The organism is Clostridium sp. JNZ J1-5 (genome assembly GCF_053901425.1).
The window spans coordinates 201,962-225,315 of record NZ_CM132773.1; the positions used below are offsets into that span (position 1 = coordinate 201,962).

20 protein-coding genes and 1 other annotated feature are annotated in these 23,354 nt (G+C 29.5%); of the genes, 1 reads left to right on the plus strand and 19 read right to left on the minus strand.

The features are described 5' to 3' along the window. Window positions 1-12: 12 nt before the first annotated feature. The 15 genes from typA to ACWW38_RS01145 all read right to left on the minus strand — a co-directional run bounded on the left by typA (window position 13) and on the right by ACWW38_RS01145 (window position 14,850). Window positions 13-1,833 carry a translational GTPase TypA gene (gene typA, locus ACWW38_RS01075; protein WP_456258988.1) on the minus strand — a complete coding sequence of 607 codons (1,821 nt, stop codon included), beginning with the start codon at window positions 1,831-1,833 and terminating at the stop codon, window positions 13-15. A 142-nt stretch (window positions 1,834-1,975) separates the two neighbouring features. After that, window positions 1,976-2,311: a YlbF family regulator gene (locus ACWW38_RS01080; RefSeq protein ID WP_456260386.1), complete on the minus strand. Its 336-nt coding sequence runs from the start codon at window positions 2,309-2,311 to the stop codon at window positions 1,976-1,978. A 25-nt stretch (window positions 2,312-2,336) separates the two neighbouring features. After that, window positions 2,337-4,004, minus strand: a complete 1,668-nt coding sequence (locus ACWW38_RS01085) for a ribonuclease J (protein WP_456258989.1) — start codon at window positions 4,002-4,004, stop codon at window positions 2,337-2,339. 37 nt (window positions 4,005-4,041) lie between these two features. Further along, the gene (locus ACWW38_RS01090) at window positions 4,042-4,494 is read right to left on the minus strand and encodes a Fur family transcriptional regulator (protein ID WP_456258990.1); all 453 of its coding nucleotides are present in this window, start codon (window positions 4,492-4,494) and stop codon (window positions 4,042-4,044) included. A 130-nt stretch (window positions 4,495-4,624) separates the two neighbouring features. Next, window positions 4,625-4,891 carry a DUF1292 domain-containing protein gene (locus tag ACWW38_RS01095; RefSeq protein WP_456258991.1) on the minus strand — a complete coding sequence of 89 codons (267 nt, stop codon included), beginning with the start codon at window positions 4,889-4,891 and terminating at the stop codon, window positions 4,625-4,627. Between the two features lie 29 nt (window positions 4,892-4,920). Next, entirely contained in the window at window positions 4,921-5,328 is a 408-nt protein-coding gene (gene ruvX, locus ACWW38_RS01100; RefSeq protein WP_456258992.1) for a Holliday junction resolvase RuvX, read from the minus strand. A gap of 61 nt (window positions 5,329-5,389) precedes the next feature. Beyond that, window positions 5,390-5,644 carry an IreB family regulatory phosphoprotein gene (locus tag ACWW38_RS01105; RefSeq protein WP_456258993.1) on the minus strand — a complete coding sequence of 85 codons (255 nt, stop codon included), beginning with the start codon at window positions 5,642-5,644 and terminating at the stop codon, window positions 5,390-5,392. 85 nt (window positions 5,645-5,729) lie between these two features. Next, window positions 5,730-8,369 (minus strand): alanine--tRNA ligase, encoded by a 2,640-nt coding sequence (gene alaS / locus ACWW38_RS01110; protein ID WP_456258994.1) that lies wholly within the window; start codon window positions 8,367-8,369, stop codon window positions 5,730-5,732. 80 nt (window positions 8,370-8,449) lie between these two features. Then, window positions 8,450-8,639, minus strand: a binding site (T-box leader). Between the two features lie 90 nt (window positions 8,640-8,729). Continuing rightward, entirely contained in the window at window positions 8,730-9,761 is a 1,032-nt protein-coding gene (locus ACWW38_RS01115; protein WP_456258995.1) for an AI-2E family transporter, read from the minus strand. Then, on the minus strand, window positions 9,751-10,248 hold the full coding sequence (locus tag ACWW38_RS01120; protein WP_456258996.1) for a PRC-barrel domain-containing protein: 498 nt from the start codon (window positions 10,246-10,248) through the stop codon (window positions 9,751-9,753). Before ACWW38_RS01120 ends, ACWW38_RS01115 begins: the two co-directional genes overlap by 11 nt. Before the next feature lie 139 nt (window positions 10,249-10,387). Further along, window positions 10,388-11,434: a tRNA 2-thiouridine(34) synthase MnmA gene (gene mnmA, locus ACWW38_RS01125; protein WP_456260387.1), complete on the minus strand. Its 1,047-nt coding sequence runs from the start codon at window positions 11,432-11,434 to the stop codon at window positions 10,388-10,390. Window positions 11,435-11,461: 27 nt separating this feature from the next. Further along, window positions 11,462-11,890, minus strand: a complete 429-nt coding sequence (gene nifU, locus ACWW38_RS01130; RefSeq protein ID WP_456258997.1) for a Fe-S cluster assembly scaffold protein NifU — start codon at window positions 11,888-11,890, stop codon at window positions 11,462-11,464. A gap of 2 nt (window positions 11,891-11,892) precedes the next feature. After that, the gene (gene nifS, locus ACWW38_RS01135; protein WP_456258998.1) at window positions 11,893-13,083 is read right to left on the minus strand and encodes a cysteine desulfurase NifS; all 1,191 of its coding nucleotides are present in this window, start codon (window positions 13,081-13,083) and stop codon (window positions 11,893-11,895) included. Then, entirely contained in the window at window positions 13,076-13,513 is a 438-nt protein-coding gene (locus ACWW38_RS01140) for an RrF2 family transcriptional regulator (protein ID WP_456258999.1), read from the minus strand. Before ACWW38_RS01140 ends, nifS begins: the two co-directional genes overlap by 8 nt. A 77-nt stretch (window positions 13,514-13,590) precedes the next feature. Further along, window positions 13,591-14,850, minus strand: a complete 1,260-nt coding sequence (locus ACWW38_RS01145; RefSeq protein ID WP_456259000.1) for a replication-associated recombination protein A — start codon at window positions 14,848-14,850, stop codon at window positions 13,591-13,593. 181 nt (window positions 14,851-15,031) lie between these two features. On the opposite strand from ACWW38_RS01145, the gene cls reads away from it, so the two are divergent. Next, window positions 15,032-16,438: a cardiolipin synthase gene (gene cls, locus ACWW38_RS01150; protein WP_456260388.1), complete on the plus strand. Its 1,407-nt coding sequence runs from the start codon at window positions 15,032-15,034 to the stop codon at window positions 16,436-16,438. A gap of 187 nt (window positions 16,439-16,625) precedes the next feature. Here the strand turns inward: cls and ACWW38_RS01155 are convergent, their stop codons facing one another. The 4 genes from ACWW38_RS01155 to ACWW38_RS01170 form a co-directional block, all read right to left on the minus strand. Beyond that, window positions 16,626-18,233 carry an IS1182 family transposase gene (locus ACWW38_RS01155; protein WP_456260389.1) on the minus strand — a complete coding sequence of 536 codons (1,608 nt, stop codon included), beginning with the start codon at window positions 18,231-18,233 and terminating at the stop codon, window positions 16,626-16,628. A gap of 176 nt (window positions 18,234-18,409) precedes the next feature. Further along, window positions 18,410-19,642 (minus strand): EAL domain-containing protein, encoded by a 1,233-nt coding sequence (locus ACWW38_RS01160; RefSeq protein ID WP_456259001.1) that lies wholly within the window; start codon window positions 19,640-19,642, stop codon window positions 18,410-18,412. Between the two features lie 159 nt (window positions 19,643-19,801). After that, window positions 19,802-21,130 carry a DUF5050 domain-containing protein gene (locus ACWW38_RS01165; protein WP_456259002.1) on the minus strand — a complete coding sequence of 443 codons (1,329 nt, stop codon included), beginning with the start codon at window positions 21,128-21,130 and terminating at the stop codon, window positions 19,802-19,804. Between the two features lie 147 nt (window positions 21,131-21,277). Further along, window positions 21,278-23,188 (minus strand): ABC-F family ATP-binding cassette domain-containing protein, encoded by a 1,911-nt coding sequence (locus tag ACWW38_RS01170; protein WP_456259003.1) that lies wholly within the window; start codon window positions 23,186-23,188, stop codon window positions 21,278-21,280. Window positions 23,189-23,354 lie beyond the last annotated feature (166 nt).

Below are 23,354 nucleotides of genomic sequence, written 5' to 3' on the forward strand. Positions count from 1 at the left end.
AATATTTAAATCCTATTTTCTTGAAGCTCTTTTTCTTTCATTGCTATCAAGAAGTTTTTTTCTCATTCTTATATTTTCAGGTGTAACTTCAACAAGTTCATCTGAAGCTACAAATTCAAGACATTGCTCTAGACTCATTTGAACAACTGGAACAAGTTTTAATGCATCATCTGAGCCTGAAGATCTTGTATTACTCAAATGTTTTTTCTTACATACATTTACATCTATATCTTCTGCTCTAGAACATTCTCCAACAACCATTCCAGAATATACCGGAGTAGGAGGTGATATAAATAATCTTCCTCTTTCTTGAGCATTAAATAAACCATAAGTTACAGCTTCTCCTGTTTCAAATGCTACAAGTGAACCTCTTGTTCTTTCTGGAATTTCGCCCTTAAATGGCTCGTATCCATCGAATACATGGTTCATTATTCCATTTCCCTTTGTATCTGTCATAAATTCATTTCTAAATCCTATCAATCCTCTTGCTGGGATTCTAAATTCTAATCTTGAATAACCATTAACAGCAGATGTCATATTTATCATTTCTGCTTTTCTTGGTCCTAATTTTTCCATAACAACTCCCATAAATTCTTCTGGAACATCAATTGTTAAATACTCAATAGGTTCAAGTTTCTTTCCATTCTCTTCATGGAATATAACTGATGGTTTAGATACTTGGAATTCATAGCCTTCTCTTCTCATTGTTTCAATTAAAATTGAAAGGTGAAGTTCACCTCTTCCGCTTACCTTAAATGAATCAGCTGAGTCAGTTTCTTCTATTCTTAAACTAACATTTGTTTCTAGTTCTTTAAATAGTCTATCTCTCAAATGCCTTGAAGTAACATACTCTCCATCTTGTCCTGCAAAAGGAGAATCATTTACCATAAAATACATGCTCAATGTAGGCTCATCAATTTCTACAAATGGTAGTGCTTCAGGATTTGATGTATCAGCAATTGTTTCTCCGATATTAATATCAGGTATACCTGCAACAGCAACTATGTCACCAAGCTTAGCCTCTTGAACCTCTTCTCTCTTTAATCCATTATACACATATAAATTAGAAATTTTTACATTTCTCTTAGATCCATCTCTTTGAATTACAGTAACTTGTTGATTTTTAGAGATTATTCCTCTTTCAATTTTACCTATTGCAATTCTTCCTACATACTCGTTATAATCTATTGTTGTTGCCAATAATTGTAAGCCTTGTTCTAAATAGCCAGTAGGTGCTTTAACATTTTTTATTATAGTGTCTAGTAGAGGTATCATATTTTCTTCTGGATCCACAATTTCCTTTTTAGCATAGCCATTTTTAGCTGAAACATACACTATAGGGAAATCAAGTTGATCATCATCAGCACCAAGTTCAACAAATAAATCAAATACTTCGTTAATAACTTCTTCTGGTCTTGCATTTGGTTTATCAATTTTGTTAATTACAACCATAGGCATTAAATGAAGTTCCAAAGCTTTCTTTAGAACAAACTTTGTCTGTGGCATAGGTCCTTCATAAGCATCAACTACCAAAATAACGCTATCTACCATCTTAAGAACACGCTCAACTTCTCCTCCAAAGTCAGCATGTCCAGGGGTATCAACTATATTTATTTTAACACCATTGTACATTACAGCGGTATTTTTTGATAATATTGTAATTCCTCTTTCTTTCTCAAGATCATTAGAGTCCATAACTCTTTCTTCAATCTTTTCATTTTCTCTGAAAACATGACTTTGTTTTAACATAGCATCTACTAACGTTGTCTTACCATGGTCAACGTGAGCAATAATTGCAATATTTCTTATGTCATTTCTTGTAAATAAATCCATTCTATTTCCTCCAATTTTTCTACTTTTAAGCAAAACGTGCAAACAAAAATTGGATACTAATTAAGTATCCAATTTTATAATTAACATATCTATTCTAATATTATACTCTTAAAAAGTCAATCTTTGTAGAATCTTTATCTAATTATGAATCAATATTAACTGCTTCGTTTAATATATTCATAATATCTTCCCATAATACTCCAAATCTAGCCTCAGCTTGAAAATAATTAGAAACTTCAGAATTTGCAGAAATGATAGATCCTATGTTTTTTAGCTTTTCCATAGTTTCTTCACCAACATTACCTTTTTCAACTTGCTCAGTATATGCTTCAAATTGAATTTTTCTAAAATCTTCAATTATCTTTTTACCTACTTCTTTTTCTTCTACTTTCTTCTTTGCTTCTATCAATTGTTTTAGTTCATCAGAATTTTTTATTGAATTAGCAAGTTCATGAACTTGATCATATATATTAATAATAGCACCTCCAAAATTCTATTATTATTTATACTTCCATTATTATTGGCAATATCATAGGTTTTCTCTTAGTCTTTTCATATAAAAACATTCTCAAAACTTCTTTAACTTTGGATTTAATAACAGCCCATTCAGTAATGGAATTTTCCTCACACTCTCTTAATGCATCTCTTACTATAAGTCTAGCCTCTTCCATTAAATCCTCTGACTCTCTTACATAAACAAATCCTCTAGATATAATATCTGGTCCCGCTATAACTTTCCCACTTTCTTTGGCTATTGTTACAACAACGGTTAAAATTCCATCTTGAGATAAATGCCTTCTATCTCTTAATACTATATTTCCAACATCACCAACGCCAAGTCCATCAACAAAAACTTGACCTGACATAACAGATCCACTTTTCTTTATATAATCCTTAGTTACTTCTATTACATCACCATTTTCAGCTATAACTACATTTTCCTCTGGCATCCCTAATTTCATTGCAAGGTCAGTATGCTGCCTTAGCATTCTGTACTCTCCATGAACAGGAATAAAGAACTTAGGTTTTACCAATGTATGCATCAACTTTAATTCTTCCTGACAAGCATGCCCTGAAACATGTACATCAGCTAATGCTTCATATATAACATTGGCTCCTTGTTTAAACAACTGATTTATCACCTTTGAAACCAACTTTTCATTTCCTGGTATAGGTGTAGCAGAGATAATTACCATGTCACCTACCACAATATTTACTTTTTTATGATCTGAAGAAGCCATTCTTGACAAGGCAGACATAGGCTCCCCTTGACTTCCTGTTGTAATGATAGTTATCTTTTCATTAGGATATTTTTTTATATCATCTATACCGATTAAAGTTCCTTCTTCAAATTCTAGATATCCAAGTTCCGAAGCAACTCCTACAATGTTCTCCATACTTCTTCCAGAAACTGCAACTTTCCTATCGAACTTAGCTGAAGCTGTAATTATTTGTTGAATCCTGTGAATATTAGATGCAAAAGTAGCAACTATTATTCTACCTTGTGCTTTTGCAAAAATGTTCTCAAAAGTTTCTCCTACAGTTCTCTCAGACATTGTATATCCTGGTCTTTCTACATTGGTACTGTCAGCCATCATGGCAATAACACCTTTTTTACCCAATTCAGCAAACCTAGCAAAATCTGCTACCTGACCATCTATAGGGGTATAGTCTATCTTAAAATCTCCAGTATGTAATATAATACCTAATGGAGTGTGAATGGCAATTGCAGATGAATCAGCAATGCTGTGACTAGTCCTTATAAATTCTATAGACATGTTTTCAAGTTTTATCACATCTCTAGGCTGTACTCGATATAGAGTAGATGAACTTAGTAATCCACTTTCCTTTAATCTGTTTTCAACAATTCCTAATGTTAATTTTGTTCCGTATACGGGTATATTTAATTCCTTTAGTATATATGGCAGTGCGCCTATATGATCTTCGTGTCCATGAGTTAGAAATATTCCTTTAACCTTATCTCTATTTTTTATTAAATATCCAACATCAGGTATTACAACATCTATACCCAACATTTCGTCATCTGGAAATTTAAGTCCGCAATCTATTACAGCTATTTCATTTTTGTACTCAATTACAGTTAAGTTTTTTCCAATCTCATCTAGTCCACCTAAAGGAATTATCTTTATTTTATCTTTTTCCTTTCTCAATACCCTACCCTCCTTCTTTATAATATATATCTTTTATTTATTTATATAAACATTCATTACAAATGCCTAAAAATTTTACACTATGATTCTCTATTTTAAAATTATATTTTTCCTCAACATTTTTTTCTATAGAGTCTAGTAAATCCTCTTCAACCTCTATAACTTTGCCACATTTTTTACAAATAAGATGATGATGTTGATGCGATTCCTCCTGATCAACTAGTTCATATCTATTACATCCATCATCTAAATTAAGTTTACATAAAACCCCAATTTCTTCTAAAAGTTGTATAGTTCTATATATTGTAGCTAATCCAATTTCCGGACAATCTTTTTTTACAAGATCATATAATTCTTCCGCAGTAAGATGGTTGCCTTTATTTTGCATTACCATATTAACTACTGCTCTTCTTTGTGGAGTTAATTTGTATCCCTTTATTTTTAATTGTTCTTTTAATTTTTCAATTTGTGTTAGAGAAACGTTTGACATTTTAATACCTCATTTCCATCACTTGAAAATATTTTCTTTTATTCCTAAATCATTAACCCACAATAAGTTTAATATTAAAAGCCATATTTGTCAATTGATAATCATTACTACTATATATTAATTGCTATATTCAATTTAATGGTTCGTTCTCCATCATTAATGTTTCATATGCTTCAGATACCATTTGGAACTCATCATCATCATCAATAGTAACAAATATATCCTCACCATTACTATCTTTTTCTATTCTTAGTGCAACAGCTTCAGCTTCTTCATCATCAACTGGTGCAACGATTACATACTCATTCTCTTCAATATCAAATTTCATTATAAGTTCAAATTCTACTTCATTACCTTCATCATCCTTAAAAACAATTGTGCTGAATTCATTTTCCATTTTATATTCTCTCCTTTTTTAATTTAATGTTATATACTATCTAAATATCCTTGTAATATGTAAGTTGCCGCTATTTTATCTACAAGCTTCTTTCTTTTAGCTCTTGACATATTAGCTTCTAACATTGCCCTCTGTGCTGCAGCTGTTGTTAATCTTTCATCCCACATCTTAATAGGAAGTTTTATATTATTTTCTATTAGCTTACAAAAATCTAAAACCTTTTGACCTTGCTCCCCTAAAGTTCCATTCATATTTTTAGGGAGACCACAAATTATAGTTTCTACACTATATTCACTACATATTTTTATTAGTTGATCTATATCTGCTTCATCATTTTTTCTATTAATCGTTGTAATGCCTTGTGCTGTAAAGCCTAATGGATCACTAACTGCAACTCCTATTGTTTTATCTCCAACGTCTAAACCAAGTACTCTCATAAGGTTTCTCCTTAAATTTATTATGCGTAATGTTAAAATAAAAATGCCCATAAGGGCATTTTTATTTTATTGATAAGTAAGCTTTTAAAACTTCTTCGAGTATTTCATCTCTTTCTAATTTTCTAATTAGTGCTCTTGCACCATTATAATTAGTTATATAAGTAGGATCACCTGAAATTAAATACCCAACTAATTGATTAATAGGATTATACCCTTTCTCCTTTAATGAATCATTTACTTGTGTCAGGATAGTTCTGGTTAAATCTTTCTTATTTTTCTGAATATCGAATTGCATAGTATTTTCATTAATACTCATAACTGCTTCACCCCTTTTCAAGACATGCAGTTTCATTTGTAATATTGTTTAAGTTTATTATAAACCAAATTCAATAAAAAGTATACTATTTTACTAAATTTTCCATAATTTTTTCTACTTCTCTAACTGCATCTTCTAATTTTTCTGGTAGTTTACCACCTGCTTGAGCCATATCAGGTCTTCCACCGCCGCCACCGCCTGCGATTTTAGCTATTTGTTTAATAATATTTCCACAGTGAACGCCTTTAGAAACAGCATCTTTTGTAGCCATTGCTAAGAACTGTACTTTATCTGCAGTTGAGCTTCCAAGAACCACTAATCCACTACCAATCTTATCTTTAACCTTGTCTCCTAGCTCTCTTAATGCATCACCATCTAAATCTTTTAATATGCCTGTTGCAACTTTAACTCCATTTATTTCTTTAGCATTATTTATTATATCTTCTTCTAAGCCACTAGCAAGTTTTGATTTAAGAATAGATATTTCCTTTTCTTTTTCCTTAATTTCAGCATTTTGTTGACTTAATCTGCTTATTATATCTTTTTCTGAACATCTTAGAACTTCTGAAATTTCTCTTAATAATTCATTTTTCTTTTCAATGAACTGTAATGCATTTTCCCCTGTCACAGCCTCTATCCTTCTTATTCCAGCAGCTATTCCACTTTCTGAAATTATTTTGAAAAGACCTATTTTACCTACATTCTCTATATGAGTTCCTCCACAAAGTTCTACGCTAAAGTCACTCATTTTAACTACTCTTACTTTGTCACCATATTTTTCATCAAATAATGCCATAGCTCCTGATTGTCTAGCTTCTTCTAAGGTCATTTCATCTGTAGATACTTGATATAATTCCATTATTTTTTCATTCACTAAATCTTCTACTTTTTTTAACTCCTCTTGAGTCATAGCTGAAAAATGAGTAAAATCAAATCTTAATCTTTCATCATCTACATATGATCCTGATTGGTGAACATGTTCTCCTAAAATTTCTCTTAATGCTGCATGAAGCATGTGTGTAGCACTATGATTTTTAGCTATCTTTCCTCTTCTTACTTTGTCTACTTCCAATGTAACTTCTTCATCAACATTGATAGTACCATTTAAAATTTCTACAAAATGAACTGTCTTGCCTCCAATATTCTTTTTACAGTCCTCAACCTTTGCAGTAAATTTATCATTAAATATGATTCCTTTATCTCCTGCTTGACCGCCCATTTCTGCATAAAAAGGAGTAACTTCTGTAACTATTATGCCTTTTGATCCTTCTTCTATTGTGCTTACGAACTCATCATCTTTTATAATAGCCTTCACAACAGAATTTAATTTTAATTTATTATATCCATCAAATCTTGTTTCTATATCTGAAGGAATTGTATCTAATACTTTAACATCTGTTCCCATATAAGTGCTTTCTGCTCTAGCTGCTCTTGCTCTTGCTCTTTGAGCTTTCATCTCTTCATTAAATCCATTAATATCTGCACTTATTCCTTTTTCTTCAAGTATCTCTTCCGTTAATTCAACAGGGAATCCGTAAGTATCATATAATTTAAATACTTTTTCTCCTGATAGCATTTTCTCATTATTTTCTTCTATATCATTAATATAATTTTTTAGTATTTCTATTCCTAAATCAATTGTTTCTCCAAATCTCTCTTCTTCCAATAAAATTACCTTTTTAATGTAGTCACTTTTTTCTTTTAACTCTGGGTAAGCCTCTCCTGAGTTTTTAACTACAACATCCACTATTTTATGTAAAAATGCACCATTTATACCTAATGTTCTTCCGTGTCTTGCAGCTCTTCTTAGCAATCTTCTTAACACATAGCCTCTGCCTTCATTAGATGGAAGAACTCCGTCACTTATCATAACGGACACACTTCTTACATGATCAGTTATAATTCTTAGTGAAACATCTTTATTTTTATCTTCTCCATATTTAGCTCCTGATAATTCTGATGCTTTGTCAAGTATGCTCTTTATAGTATCAACTTCAAATATTGTGTCTACCCCTTGCATTATAGTAGCCATTCTTTCAAGTCCCATACCTGTATCAATATTAGGGAAATCTAATCTGTTATAATTTCCTTCTTCATCTTTATCAAATTGTGTGAAAACAAGATTCCAAAACTCAACAGCTCTATCTGTTTCAGACTTTTCTACAAAATCTTCTGCTGAAACTATTTCACCATTATCCTTATAAAAATGTATCTCAGAACATGGACCACATGGTCCTACCCCATGTTCCCAGAAATTATCTTCTTTTCCCAATCTAAAAATATGTTTAGGATTAACATCAGTTTTAGATGTCCATATTTCATAAGCTTCATCGTCATCTAAATATATTGTAACGTATAACTTTTCTTTAGGTAGCTTTAAAACTTCTGTAACAAATTCCCATGCCCAAGGAATTACTTCATTCTTAAAATAATCTCCGAAAGAGAAATTACCAAGCATTTCAAAGAAAGTGGCATGTCTAGATGTTTTTCCTACATTCTCAATATCCCCTGTTCTTACACATTTTTGGCAAGTAGTGATCCTCTTGTTTGGAGGAGTTTGTAATCCTGTAAAGTATGGTTTCAGTGGTGCCATACCTGCATTTATTAATAAAAGACTCTTATCATTTTTAGGTACAAGTGAAAAACTTTGAAGTCTTAAATGTTGTTTTCCTTCAAAAAACTTCAAATATGCTTCTCTAACTTCATTTAATCCCATTTTTTGCATTCGTAATTACCTCCATTATAATATCTTTAAAATATGTTTTGTGTTTACATCTCTTCTAATCAAAAAAAACTCTCACTCCCTAAAGGGACGAAAGTTTTCGCGGTACCACCCTAATTATATACAATACACAAATCTCAATTATGTAAAATATACCTCTTAAAAACATTATGGCTCCTAGATAGCTTCAATATTCGTATCAAGAAGTTTACACCAACCACTTCCTCTCTATATGACACTAAAATATTTACTCATTCCATTCATCACCTTGCTATATAATTATATGCACTCTCAAAGTAAAGATAGTTTGATTATAAGAAAAAATAGCATTTATGTCAATATTCTAGAAATACTTATATATTATTAAAATAAATAATAATTCAAATCATCGTATATTACTTTTATTATAACACCAATAGGAACCGCTAAAACCATTCCCCAAAACCCTCCAACCTTTCCACCTATTAAAAGTAGAACTATAACAACTAAAGGGTGCATACTGACACTTTCACCTGTTATTTTTGGCGATAATATGTTTCCTTCTACTAATTGTACAGCATATAACCATATAATAGTGTATAGTGCAGTTTTAGATGATGTTAAAAAAGCAACAATCACGGGAAGTACCATTCCAAATATAGGTCCAAAATAAGGTATTATATTAAATAAACCATTTAATATAGAAAGTATTATAGGAAATTTTACTTTTAAGAAAAATAATATAATAAAAGTTAATATACTAACTAATGCGCACAACATAAACTGACCAACAATATATCTTCCTAATATTTTATCTATATCTTTGTTTATCTTTTTTATTATTTTTCTTCCCTTTAAAGGGCATAGTAAAAGAAGCTTGTTTCCTATGTATTCACTATCCGATAAAAAATAATAAGTTATTATTGGAACAATCACGAAAGCCAATGCATTTTCACCTAATTCTCCTGTAGTATCTAAGAGCTTATCAAAAAGATGAATTAGAAAGTTATTTGCTTTATTATATATATTATCAAAAATAGTATATATAGTTTTATTGTTACCTATCAATCTCATTTTATGGTATAGGTTACTAGTGTATTGTTCTATCTCCTCTAATGAGCTACCTAAGCTTAAACTTTCTCTAAATACCGATGGTATTAAAACTGTAAGAATAATTATAGCCCCTATAACCAAACTTAATATTAGAATCAGAGCAGCATTTTGTGACTTTATGCCTCTTTCTATAAGAGCCTTATATAGAGGTCTTAAAGTATAGGATAGTATAAATGATAGTATAATTAAAGATATTATCTCTTTTATTATTGTTACTTTAACTATTAAAAATATAAAAATAGCTATAACTATAAAATATATTATTGGTTTTATAAATTTATTTTTTAATATTTTATTCATCATAATCCACTTCCATTAACTCATGTGGTATAGTTACAAAAGACATTTTTGTATTTTCATTAAAATACAAAACGTTTTTTTCTCCAAGTATTAATTCGCTTATTAAAAATATTTTTTTTCCATCTATCAAGTTTCTAATAAGTCCTGTAGAAATAACTACTCCATTAATTTTAAATGTATTATTATCAAAAATTATATCCTCGATCATTCCTACAATATTCCCGTTGATATCAAAAACGTCCATTCCTTTAAACTCTGAAAGTTTTAACCCTTTATTATCTCTTGTTTCTTTTACTACCATATGAGAATTAAAAGTTATAATATCTTCTTTTAGTATAGAATGTGTCTTTTGAAAAATTTTATATGGTGAAATACAAAAACCTATAACATAACCGCTATGGAAATTTACTAACACATCCCTTATAAATCCCATCTTCCTACCATTAATCCCTATTACATCCATCAACATGAAATCCTTACTTCTGTACATTCAATATCTCATCCAATACAATTTTTATAATTATTCTTTCCATGTATAATTAATAATATTCTTAAATTGACAATGTAAATAAATAAAGCCTTAGATATATTATTACTATATCTAAAGCTTCTAATTATTTAATATTATATTATTCAATTACCTCTTCAATAGTACCTCCACCTAATAGAAGGTCTTGTATGTAAAAAACAACCCTTTGTCCCTTTGTTATAGCTCGTTGTTTTTCATTAAACATAACCTTTACCCTACCATTATCCATCATTGTTATAGATGCATCACTTTTAGGTGCAGAATATCTTACTTTAGCTTTTACTTCCATTGTATTTTCCAATTTATCAAATGGAATAAAGTTTACATCTTTTGCTATTAAAGTGGTTTTAAAAATCCCATCTTCTTTTCCTATTAGAATTTCATTTTTCTCTGGAATTATGTCTATTACAAAGGCCGGTTCACCTAAAGATAGCCCTAGACCTTTTCTTTGTCCAATAGTATAATATATAATTCCTTTATGTTTTCCTAAAATTTTACCTTCTTCATTTACAAAATTGCCTTGTTTTATAGATTTCCCTAGCTTTAAATTTTTAATGTATTCTCCGTGATTATTGTTAGGTATAAAACAAATGTCCATACTTTCTTTTTTGTTATGAACTTCTAGCCCTATCATCTTTGCAATTTCTCTTATTTCACTTTTAGTATAATTTCCGCAAGGCATTAACATATGCTTAATTACTTCTTGACTTAAGCTGTACAACATATATGTTTGATCTTTTTGGTTATCTTTTGCTGAGACAATTAAATATCTACCATTATGTTCCTCAATTTTTGCATAATGCCCTGTAGCTATAAAATCTGCCCCTAATTCTCTAGCTTTATCTAGCATGGCTCCAAACTTAATATACTTATTGCATACAGCACAAGGATTAGGGGTTCTTCCATTCACATACTCTTCTGCAAAGTTATTTATAACATGTTCTTTAAATTCTTTTGTTAAATCTATAACATAATGTGGTATATTTAGCTTTTTAGCTACTTTCTCTGCGTCATCAGATACTTCAACTTCTGGACAAAGGTGCATAGTTATGCCAATTACATCATATCCTTGCTTTTGTAATAAATATGCTGCAACAGAGCTGTCTACACCTCCACTTAAGCCAATGGCTACCTTATTACCCAATATTCTCACCCATTCTAAATATACTCTACATTAATGTCCATGTACTTCATGATGAATATCATCAGAGTGAGTTTTCATATCCCATGGTTCAAGTCCTTGTCTAATTCTATAATCATTTATAGCCTTGTGTATAGCTTCCTCAGCAAGAACTGAACAATGCATCTTAACTGGTGGAAGTCCTTCTAAAGCTTCAGCAACTGCCTTATTAGTTAAATTCCATGCTTCATCAACAGTTTTTCCTTTTACAAGCTCGGTAGCCATACTAGATGATGCAATGGCAGAACCACATCCAAAAGTTTTGAACTTTATATCTTTTACAACGTCACCTTCTATTTTTAAATATATTTTCATTATATCTCCACATTGAGGATTTCCAACTTCTCCGATTCCATTTGCATCTTCAATTTCCCCAACATTTCTAGGATTTCTGAAATGGTCCATTACTTTTTCGCTATACATAATTATTTTTCTCCTCTCTCTTTTAAAAATTCTTCCCAATATGGTGACATTTCTCTTCTTCTCTTTATTATTGCTGGCACTTCATTTATTACGTAATCTACTTCTTCCTCAGTAGTTCCTGCACCTAAACTGAATCTTAGAGAACCATGAGCTACTCCATGAGATAATCCAATTGAAAGTAATACGTGAGATGGTTCAAGATCTCCTGATGCACATGCGCTTCCTGTTGAAGCATATATTCCTTTATCGTCTAAATCTAATAATAAAGTTTCACCTTCTACACCTATAAAACTAATGTTTACATTGCCTGGTAATCTTTTATCTCCCAATGGTCCATTTACCTTAGAATAAGGTATTCTTTCTGTAAGTTCTTTTATTAATTTATCTCTTAATACTGATAGTCTTTTACTTTCACTATCCATTTCAGATATAGCCAATTCTATTGCCTTACCCATTCCAACTATTCCTGCCACATTTTCTGTACTTGCTCTTTTACCTCTTTCTTGGCCGCCTCCGTGGATTAGGTTTTCAATTCTAACACCATTTCTTATATAAAGTGCTCCAATACCTTTAGGTCCATAAAACTTATGTGATGCCATAGAAAGCAAATCTATACTCATTTCTTTAACATCTATTGGCACATGTGTAACTGCCTGAACTGCATCTGTGTGGAACAATATTTTCTTTTCTTTACATATGGCGCCAATTTCTTTTATAGGCTGAATAACGCCAATTTCGTTATTTGCAAACATCACTGAAACTAATATAGTTTTATCTGTAATAGCTGCTTTAAGATCATCAATGCTTATAAAACCATATTCGTCTACTGGTAAATAAGTAATGTCAAATCCTTGCTTCTCTAAAAACTTACAAGTATGTGTTATTGCATGATGCTCTATAGCTGTAGTAATTATATGATTTCCTTTGTCTTTCTTAGATAGTGCAACTCCTTTAAGTGCCCAATTATCGGCTTCTGATCCACCTGCTGTAAAATATATCTCATTTGCTTGTGCGTTAATTGACTTAGCTACCCTTTCTCTTGCTGTACTAATAGCCTTTTTATTTAAATCAGATAAAGTATAAAGTGATGATGGATTACCAAAATTTTCAGTAAAGTAAGGTAACATCTCCTCTAATACTTCTGGTTTTGTATATGTAGTTGCTGCGTAATCCATATAGATTTTTTTATTCATCTGTTCCACTCCTTCTTTTTCGCATGTTGTTATAATCATCTGCCATGTCTTGAAGAGTAATTGAATCTGTAACTTCATCTATGCTCTTTTTAATTTTTTGCCATAGCAGCCTTGTTGGACAAACATCCATATTATCGCATTCATCTTTCTCAATACAGGCTGATATTTCTATAGGGCCTTCTAGAACCTTTATAATATCAGAAACAGTAATATCTTTAGGAGGTCTATTTAATACATAGCCCCCTTGTGCCCCTCTTACACTTCTTATTAATTTAGCTTTTCTAAGAGGTGCAAAAAGTTGCTCCAAGTAAAAATCTGATATATTTTGTCTCTCTGAAATACTTTTTATAGATACAGGAGTTTCTCCATAATGTATAGCTAAATCAACCATAGCTTTAACTCCATATCTTCCCTTTGTAGACAACTTCATATTAACACTCCCTTTGAAAGTAAGAGAACTTTTTTATATTTTTATATTATCAAATCCGAGTATAATTGTCAACATTACTATTTTTCTATATAATATATTTTTTTATTCATTTCTTTAGGAAAATAATCTTGTTCAATATAATGCCCTGGATAATCGTGGGGGTATTTATATCCTAAGCTTCCCAAATCTTCTGATCCTTTGTAATGGGTATCTCTTAGATGAGGTGGCACCCTGAACTGATTCTTTTTTGCATCTTCTATAGCCTTATCTACAGCAATTAATACTGAATTAGATTTATTTGCCTTTGAAAGATATATTATAGCTTGAGCAATTGGAATTCTTGCTTCCGGCATACCAACAGTTTCAAGAGCATTCCAAGCAGCATGGGCTATAAGCATAGCGTTTGGATCAGCCATTCCTATATCTTCCGAAGCGTGAATAATCAATCTTCTAACTATAAATCTAGGATCCTCTCCACCTAATACCATTCTTCCAAACCAATAAAGTGCAGCATTTTCATCAGAACCTCTTATACTCTTTATAAATGCGGAAATTATATCATAATGATTATCTCCACTGGAATCATAGTTAACTATAGGCTTTTGTATACACTCTTTTATTATTTCTTTGTCTATATATATATATCCATCCTTATTTTTTGGTGTAGATAATACCGCTAGCTCCAATGTATTTAGACTATTTCTTGCATCCCCACCAGATAAATCTGCAATCAACTCCAAACTCTTTACATCTATTTTTACTTTTAAATTGCCATATCCTCTAGCTTTATCTACTATAGCGCTCTGTAGTACAATTACTATATCTTCCTTTTTAAGTCCCTCTAACTGAAATATTTTAGATCTACTTAATAATGCCCTGTTAATTTCAAAATATGGATTTTCTGTGGTTGCACCTATTAATATTACGGTTCCTTTTTCTACAGCTTCTAGTAGAGCATCTTGTTGAGAACCCTTTTTCAAAGCATGAATTTCATCTATAAAAAATATTGTTCTCCTACCATGAAATTTTAATAATTCTTCTGCTTTATATATATATTCTCTTATTTCTTTAACCCCTATAGAAGTGGCATTTAGTTTGATAAACTCACTTCTTGTATCCCTTGAAATAATATGTGCTAATGTAGTTTTCCCTACCCCTGGAGGGCCATATAATATTATTGAAGCTAGGTTATCACTTTCAATTAACCTTCTTAAGAGTTTTCCTTTTCCAATTATATGATTTTGACCTACAAATTCATCTAAATTTCTAGGTCTCATTTTTTCTGCTAAGGGCTTCTTGCTATTATCTTTTTCCATAGCAAGATCAAACAAATCCACTGTTAATCCCCACCTTTTGCTATTTGTAGTAAAATTCATGTTTCAAATATACAACAAAACAAAAATTAAAACAACTTTATTTATTTTTTTTATTACATAAAAAACACTTATTATTGGGAATAAATAATATTAACTAGCCACTAATTCACAGTAAAGGAGGGAGACTCTATAAAGCATGAATATTAATTATAAATTTATCCTTTCAGTAATTTTAATAGTTATTTCAATATTATGTGTAATACGTATAGTATTTGATAAGAGAGATCCTAAGGGAACGTTGGCTTGGATATTAATTTTTATAGTATCTCAACCAATAGGCATTATTCTTTATCTCTTAATAGGCCAGAATTGGCGAAATAGAAAAATGAAAAATAAATCTCATTTTTTTAAAGAAAAAATTTTTAAAAAATATAGCAGTAGAAAATCTAATAATTCAGATTACAACTTTATTCAAAATCTTGTTATAAAAAATGATTTTAATCCTATATTGTCAAATAACTCGGTAAATATATTTAATGATGGTAAAGACAAATTTGATGCTTTAAAAAAAGAATTATTAAAATCTAAACATCACATTCATATAGAATACTATATCGTAAGAAATGATAAAATTGGGAATGAAATTAAAGATATTTTAATAAAAAAATCTAATGAAGGTATAAAGGTTAGATTTATTATCGATAAAATTGGTTCTTTAGGTTTAGGTAAAAAATATATAAATGACTTAAAGACTGCTGGAGTAGATGTTTCATTTTATTCCTATATTTTTGCTCCATTTTACAGAAATCATAAGAAAATCGTAATTATAGATGGTAAGGTTGGATTTTTAGGTGGAATGAATATAGGAGATGAATATGAAGGCAAAGGTAAACTAGGCTATTGGAGAGATCTTCACATAATGGTTACAGGTGACTTTGTATTAAGTCTGCAAAATGTATTTATATATGATTACTATATGATTAATAAAAAAAGCAATAAGTCTATTCCCGTAAAAGATGAATTTATGCTTTACTTTCCTGAAATAAAAAATGATAATCATTTGCCTATGCAGCTTGTAGAGTCTGGTCCTAGTTCCGAAAATCCCTCCATAATGCAAGCTATGGTTAAAATGATATCTAGTGCTAAAGATCACATTTATATAATGACGCCTTATTTTATACCTAGTGAAAGTCTACTAACCTCTCTAAAAATAGCTGCCCTAAGCGGTATAGATGTAAGAATTCTTTTTCCAGAAAAATATGATCACTTTTATGTATATTATGCATCACGAACATACTTATTAGAACTAGCAAAATGTGGAGTTAAAATATATTTATATAGAAATGATTCCTTTTTGCATTCTAAAGCTATAACTGTTGATGGAGAAATTTGCACTTTAGGAAATACAAATATCGATATAAGGTCCTTTGAGCTTAATTATGAAGCAAACGCAATTATATATGATTCTAACACCACTAAAAACTTAGAAGAGTTATTTTACAAAGATTTAAGTGAATCCAAACTGGTAAGTGGCGAATACTTTGAAAACAGCTCTAATTTTGTTAAATTATTAGAAAATACAACACGTATATTTTCAAATTCAATGTAAATTAATAAAAGGGGCTGTCTCAAAATAACTTTTAAAAATTATTTTGAGGCATAGCCTCTTTTTCTTTGTCTTAAAAAAGTACTTATATTTAGTTTAAATTTTAATTAATTTGAAGTTGATTTGCTATTTTTTGTACACCAAAAAGGAGATATTAAAATCCCCTTTTTTAATACTAAGTTTTAGAATATTAAGCAACTTTTATATTATGTAGTGGTTTTCCGCATCTGCCATTTTGAATTTTACTATGTAGCTTATTAATGTTGTATCCAAAGCATAATAGAACAAATTCTGTTTTTACATTACTTTTTCCTCGAGTCAAAAATCTCTTAAATCCGTAGTCTCCCTTAAGAACGCCAAATGCACCTTCTACTTGAACTGATCTATTCATTCTAAGTAGTATTCCTTGAGGACTTGTTATATTTTCTAAAGACGTTAATCTTTTATCTACAAATTTTTTGGATACTTGAAGTTTTTTATTACCTTTAGCTTTTGTACAATTTAACTTATACTCACAACCACAACAATTGTCTGCTTCATATATTGTAACTTCACTTTTATATCCTGATTTCGACTGTCTAGAAGTGATGCCGACAGGCTTTAGTTTTACATTGTTGTAACAAGTGTATTCATCATTTACTTTAGCATAGTCCATGTTTTCACGTTTACCTATATTTTTTTTAAAGCTTTTCTTTTTCATTCCTTCGTAAACCTGCGGCTTTATAAATGAGTTTTGGTGGTTATCCTCAAGATATACATAGTTTTCTTCACTTTCATAACCGGCGTCAGCCACTACGTTAGAAAACTTTTTGGGCAAGTTTTCACTTAGCTTATCTAGGAATGGAATTAAAGTCAATTGGTCTGATCGTTCACTTGAAACATCTATTCCAACAATATATTCTGCTTCTACTCCAATCTGAATATTATACCCGGGCTTTAGTTGAGAATTTCTCATATGATCTTCTTTCATATGCATAAATGTAGCATCTTTATCAGTTTTCGAAAAACTATTTCTTCCATCGAATATATTATTGTAATCATCATATTTTGATTGTTTTTTAATAAATTCTTCCAAAAGTTCTATGTGTCTTTGAAGTTTAGTTTTTCTCTTACCTTTGCCAGTTACAAATACTATATCTTCAGAATCCTTCTTTTGATTTAAAAATTCTAGTATTTTTTGAAGATAACTTGTTTTAACTTTTTCCTCTGAAATTATATATTGAGTGCTATATTCCTTATTAAAATCTTCAATAAACTTTTTTATTTTTTCTTGTAGCTTTATTTCAAATTTATTGGTTGATTTTTTCCAAACAAAAGTGTATTTATTTGCACTTGCCTCAATTTTAGTTCCATCGATAAATACATTTTTGTACTCAATCTCGCCAATTTCTCCGAGCTTAATAACTAATTGGCTGAATAAATTATCTATAATGCTAGAAAGTCTTCCGGTTCTAAATCTAGCGATTGTATTATGGTCAGGGGATTTATGTCCCTGCAAAAGCCAAATAAAATTAATGTCTCGTCTGCAAGCTTTTTCTATTGCTCTACTTGAAAAAATATTGTTCATATATGCATAAACTAATATTTTAAATAGGATTATTGGTGATACTGCTGGATTTCTACCTTTTGTAGAGTAAGCCTTCATTAAAATTGTATAATCTAATTCCTCCAATATTTTGCTTAGCAGCCTCACTGAATCATCCTCTGGTATTAAAACTCCTGTTTCAACTGGAAAAACTAATTGATAAACCTTGTTATTGCTGGTATAATTCTTTTGTATAATTATGTTACTTGTCATAGCTAAATTATACACGAAAAGCGGATTCCTCGGAATCCGCTTTTTTACGTGTAAAAACAAAAGGTGCTGTCGCACCTAGAAATTATTTTCTATTTTGAGACAGCCCCTTTTATACTTTATTTTTATAATAATATTTACTTAATATACCTTTATATATTTAAAGCATTTACTATCTACTACAAATTTATATCATTTGGGTTAAAATCTATACATAAAATATATTCCTTGTTATCTGAAGCCATAAATATAGCAGATATAGTTATACATAAGTTACCTGTTGCTAAAGATACATATGGTTCAGTTACATATTTATTTAGAGCCATATTTTTCAGAAAATAGTAATATTTTTTTAATGAATGATTAGTTCCTTTAGCTGCAGGATGAAAAATAAGTGCCTTTTGAGAAATCATATCTTTACAACAAGTGAACGTATCTGTAATTTGAATTCCATTTTCATTTAATACATAAACACATTCTAATACATTATAACTATTTATAACTTCTTTTAGTTTATCATCAAATTCATCTTGCTTTCTCTTAGATAGATCTTCAAGTATATTTTCAATAACTTTTTCATACTTTCTATGTCTTTCCTTTTCTAGGCCTATTTTGTCAACCATATAAGTTCTATAGTCTGTTGCTAAACTCTCTACAGTTTCTTTTGCCATATCTATAAAATCATCTTTTATTTCTAATGAATTACCAAAGTATTTTCCTTCAATCATATCAGCACCTAACTCAATTACAGTTAAAGCTTCTTCCTTTGTTTTAATACCATCTCCAATTACTAATGCGCCAATATTTTTAGATAAATTAACTAATGCCTTAAATGTTTCTTGTTTATAATAATCTACATCAATGTTTTCAGTTATAGCTCCACTTATTTTAATAATGTCAGGTTCTACATAAGATATTTTATCTAAATTAGCTAAACCATAACCAATATCGCTTAATGCTACTAAGAATCCTTGACTTCTATAAAAATTTATAAACCTTTTTAGTCCTTCTACATCCTCTACTTTATCTTCAACTATTTCTAAAACTACGTTTCGAGGATTTAATTTAAATGAGTTAATTAAATCCATTATAATTCCAGAGCCAATAAATTTTGTGATTATGGATGCGCTTATATTTATGAATAATAACAACTCTTTATTATTATTGTACACCTTCGAAAACTTTTCCACTGCCATTTCTCTATAAAGTCTATCTAAATCTATTGTCACATCCTCATTTTCGGCGTATTCAATTAATCTGTCCATATAAATTACATTATTATTTTTCTTACATCCTATGGCCGAAACTTCAAATCCAATTATAGATTGTTTAATGATAGAAACTACTGGTTCAAAACTTATTTCCAAATTTTTATTTTCTATAATATGTTTTATATTAATTTTATTTTCCATACTATAACACACCCTTTTAAAATAATATAAACTGCTAGCAAAAATAAAATATTTTATTTATATATTATATCAAATTTATACTATATACATATAAAAATTTAACTAATATATAAACAAATTATAAAATAAGCTGTTGAAAAACCAACAGCTTATTTTTTATTATTTTGAAGTTTTCGAATTTAGTTTTATACCACGTTTTTCTACAGTTTCTTTTAACTGATTTTTTAGTTCTTCACTAACCTTTGTAGAAGAGTTAATCATATTTATCCCATCTCTTAGCATTCTGTATATATCTGATCTCATAGCTATTCTTGATGTCCTAATTATAGATATATATTTTTTAGCATCTTCATCTGTAGCTTCTCCATCTAATCCTTTTATAAACTTTGATAGCCTTCTAATGGAGACCATTTTCCATACTTCTAATCCAAAAGGTATACCTATAACCAAAATTACTATAATAATACTAGATGTGCTTAGTCCTTCATTCTCTTTTGGCTTTTCAGTAGTTTTAGGTGCAACTTTTACTACTTGCTTTGAACTTCCATCTTTTTTTATTCTCATAAAGCTAGATGGATCCAATTTCATTTCACTTGCTTCATTCTTTTGAAGTTTCCAATAATAAATATACCCATCAATAATGTTTATAGCTCCTGCTACTTCATCATTTAATTTTGTTTTATTACTTCCATCAACTTTCATTTTATACAGCTTATAGTTATCAGTTACATTAGTATAATATATCCAATCTCCTGAAATGTTCATATACTCAGAATTATCATTATTAATCTTAATTCTATTTTTGCCGTTTATGTCAACTTTATATATTTTATGTCCATCTGAAAAATTTTGATAATAAATATTATTTCCTACAACATTTATATTAAAAGATTGATCTTCATTTATCTTTTCTTTGTTTTCTCCATTGGTTTTTATTCTATAAATCTTATGTTCATCCGATTCATTTGAATAATATATCCAGTCTCCTACTACATTAAATCCATATACTAAATCTTTTATAACCTTAGTTTTCTTCTTACCTTCAGTATTTATTCTATAGATTTTTTGTCCTGTATTTTCTGCTCTTCCATAGTAAATCCAATTGTCCACTACTTGTACCCAAAAAGAGCTTTCTTTATTTAATCTAACTCTTCCTGTACCATCTTTTTTTATTTTATAAATGGCAAAGCTTTCTTTTACATTAGAATAATATATCCAGTCTCCTACTATATTTATATAGTTTGGAATATCATCACTTAATTTAACTTCTCCGGTTCCATCAAGTTTTGATTTATACAAACTACTTCCATCTGCAATATTAGAGTAATATATCCACTCACCATCCCTTGCAATATATCCTAGGTTCATAACATTTGCCTGAACATTATCTTTAGCACCTTCTGTTCCAATTGCGAAATTGTTATAATTCACAAATATACTAGCTATAAGTAAAAATAATACAAAAATAAATCTTCGATTTTTAACCACAATTTAGCCTCCTTAATTATTAAGTAATTTAGAGTATGAATCGTTTTCATAAATTTTATCATAAAATAGCAATTAATTCAAAGTTAATCTGCATTCTATTAAAACAAATTCACATAAATAAACGCAAAGCTATACGTCTATATTATATTAATTTTGGCTATTAATTTTTTCAGCTAGCTCATTTAAATAAGCCCATCTTTCTATAAGATATTCCAACTCATTTTCTAATTTCTTCTTTTTTTCAAGGAGCTCTTGCAGCTCTAAGTAATCACTATTAGATATATCTATCAGATTATTTACTTCATTTAGCTGATTTTCTATATCTTCTATATTTTTGTCAATTTGCTCATACTCTCGCTTCTCATTATAGCTAAATTTTAAAGTTTTATTTTTATTATCAACTTGTTTTTCAGTAATTTCTTTTTTATAATTTTTATTCTTATCAGAATTTTTATTACAAGAATTCTTAATTATATCTTCGCACTCTGAATAATTTCCTATACATGATTCTATAACAGCATTTCCTTTAAAAATTAAAAGTTTATTAGCTATTTTATCTAAAAAATATCTATCATGTGATACTGAAATAACAGTGCCATTAAATGAATTTATATATTCTTCTAAAACATTTAAAGTTTCAATATCCAAATCATTGGTTGGTTCATCTAATATTAATACATTAGGTGAGCTCATTAGCACTCTTAGAAGATAAAGTCTTCTTTTCTCTCCACCTGATAATTTATAAATGTAGGTATATTGAAGATTAGATGAAAATAAAAATCTTTCTAGCATTTTTGAAGCACTTATGCTGGTTCCGTCTGCCAACTTTATAAATTCTGCAACTTCTCGAATATATTCAATAACTCTTAAATTTTCATTCATATTCTCATATTCTTGGGAAAAATATCCTATTCGAACTGTTTCACCTATATGTACATTCCCACTATCCGCCTGTAACTTTCCTATAATAATATTTAATAATGTTGATTTACCACTCCCATTTGGTCCTACAATTCCTACCTTATCATTTCTAGTAAAAATATAGCTAAAGTTCTCTAAAAGCTTCTTATTATCATACTTTTTACTGATATTATCAATCTCAATTATCTTCTTTCCAAGCCTATTTCCTTCTATTGAAATCTCTATTTTATTATTTTCTACATCTATCTTTTGTTCTTTTAACTCTTCAAACCTGTCAATTCTTGCTTTTTGCTTTGTGGTTCTCGCTTTAGCACCACGTTTTATCCAAGCTAATTCTTTTTTAAATAAACTTTGTCTTTTATGTTCTTGTGTTTCCATTAATTGCTCTCTCTCAACTTTAGCATTTAGAAACATACTATAATTTCCACTATAGCTATATAAATTCCCATTATCAAGTTCTAATATTTTATTTGTAACTCTATCTAAAAAATACCTATCATGAGTTATCATAATTAAAGCACCTTTTCGTTCATTTAGATAACTCTCTAGCCAATTTACAGTTTCATTATCTATATGATTAGTAGGCTCATCTAATATAAGTAACTCACATGGACTAATAAGTGCTCCTGCTAAGGCTATCCTTTTTTTCTGTCCACCTGAAAGGTTTGATATTCTATTATTAAAATCAGTAATTCCAAGTTTCATAAGTATGCTTTTAGCTTTGCTTTCCAATTCCCATACATCAAAAGCATCCATTTTATTACTAAGCTCTAATAGCTTTTTTTGGAGAATATTATCCTCAGGGCTATCTTGAAGCCTAAGAAGAGTCATTTCGTACTCTCTTAATACCTTCATTGACATAGAATCTCCTTTAAATATTTGCTCTAAAACTGTAGCATTTTCTTGGAAGTCTACATTTTGTGGAAGATATTCTATGCTTATGCTATTTCCTTTAATTATTTTGCCGCTGTCGTAGCTCTCATTTCCTGCAATAATCTTCAAAAGTGTAGACTTACCAGTACCATTTATTCCAATTAAGCCTATTTTTTCTCCTTCATTTATACTTAAAGCTATATTATTAAATAATACTTTTTCACCATGACTTTTGCTTAAATTCTCTATCGATATTAAGTTCATACCATTTTCCTTTCTAAATTTATTCTATATCCCATCTGTCAAAATTTATTTTATCACATATATTTAGTAATTTAATATGTACTTACTTAAATTCTACAATAATTTTATACATTTTAAAGATTAAAATTTACTCTATCTTGTAAAATAATACATATTGCAGTAATAT